The organism is Moorena sp. SIO3I6, assembly GCF_010672095.1.
In genome coordinates, this window is sequence record NZ_JAAHHU010001054.1 from 1 (window position 1) to 1,735 (window position 1,735).

1 protein-coding gene is annotated in these 1,735 nt (G+C 41.8%); it reads left to right on the top strand.

The annotated features are described in order from the left end of the window. Positions 1–1,537 (top strand): IS1634 family transposase (locus F6K49_RS46020; protein ID WP_293109050.1); only part of this gene is annotated, 1,537 nt, incomplete at its 5' end. Between the last annotated feature and the right edge of the window lie 198 nt (positions 1,538–1,735).

Here is a 1,735-nt window from a genome sequence, read left to right on the forward strand (position 1 = left end):
TCCAGAATTAATTGAGAAAAAATCTTCCCGAAAGCGCTCAATCATTCTGGCGATGATAGTGGCAATGATCCTAGAACCGCGCTCCAAATTGGCAACAGCTAGGGGACTAAATAAAGAGACTTGTTTTTCGTCATTGAGTAAGTTGTTAGGACTAGAATATGCCTCGGAAGATGAATTATACGAGGCTCTAGATTGGCTATTGGCTCGACAAGAGAGCCTTGAGAATAAATTGGCCAAAAAGCATCTATCAGAGGGAAGCTTAGTACTCTATGATGTCAGTTCTACTTACTTTGAAGGCAAGAGTTGTCCCCTGGCAAACTATGGCTATAGTCGAGATAAAAAGAAAGGAAAATTACAAATTGTTTTCGGATTATTGTTAACCTACGAAGGTTGCCCGATTGCGGTAGAAGTTTTTGAAGGGAATACCAACGACACGGCGACATTAGGCAAACAAATAGAGAAAGTACGTTCTCGTTTCGGACTGAAGCGAGTGGTGTGGGTTGGTGACAGGGGCATGATTACTCAAACCCGCATCAATCAAGAGTTCTCTACCACAGAAGGGCTGGATTGGGTTACGGCTTTAAGAGGAACTCAAATACGGAAATTAGCGGAACAAGAGGTAGTTCAGCTGGGATTATTTGACCAAACTAACTTAGTCGAATTGGAATCATCTTCTTATCCTGGCGAAAGGTTAATCGCTTGTCGTAATCCGATACTAGCTGAAGCTAATCAAATCAAACGAGAACAATTATTGCAAGCGACTGAAAAAGAACTGAATGCTATTGTGGCGGCAACAAATAGAGAAAAAAGAGCGCTAATTGGCGCGGACAAAATTGGCCTGAGAGTGGGAAAAGTTATCAATCGATATCAAGTGGGGAAATTTTTTAACTTGGAGATAACTCAGAGAAGTTTCTCTTATTCACGTAAGAGAGATGTCCTCTCGGTTGAAGCTGCGTTAGATGGTTTGTATGTGATTCGGACTTCGGTGGAGGCAGAAACTTTAGATGCTCCGGCCACAGTGAAAACTTATAAGAGTCTTTCACAAGTTGAGCAGGCTTTCCGTGCTTATAAAACTATGGATTTAAAAGTACGTCCCATCTATCACCATTTAGAAAGCGGTGCGACCCCGGCGAGGTTCCCTCGCCTAGGGAACGCGCACCAAGAGAATCGAGTTAGAGCACATGTCTTTTTATGTATGTTATCTTATTACGTTGAATGGCACAGGTCGCAAGCTTTAGCTCCGATACTTTTTGCAGATGAAGAATCTGAGCAAGTCAAACTAACTACAACTGAAGTCGTCGCTCCATCCCAACGTTCAAAGAAAGCTTTATCGAAAGCTCGTAAAAAGAAAACACAAGATAAATTACCTGTACACAGCTTTAATACGTTAATGGCAGATTTAGGGACGATTACTCTCAATACGATTAACACAAAGTTGGAGGGGAAGGATATTACCTTTGAGAAAATAACCCAAGCCACTCTCCTTCAACAAAAAGCTCTAGATTTACTGGGAATTTCGGTATTTTGTACCCAGTAAATGCCTAAGAAAAAATCCTCAATTCCAATCCAAGCATAGGTTGTGCTGTTTTGTCAAAGGGGAACTTCAGCTATAGGCGCTTCTATTGGTTGGCAGGATTCCAGGAATAGCATCGACCGGTAGAACTGCTTTTGTGGTGAGTCACTAACCCGTCGATAACTTACCTACAGAATTCCCAGTAAATCCTGACTAAGTAAC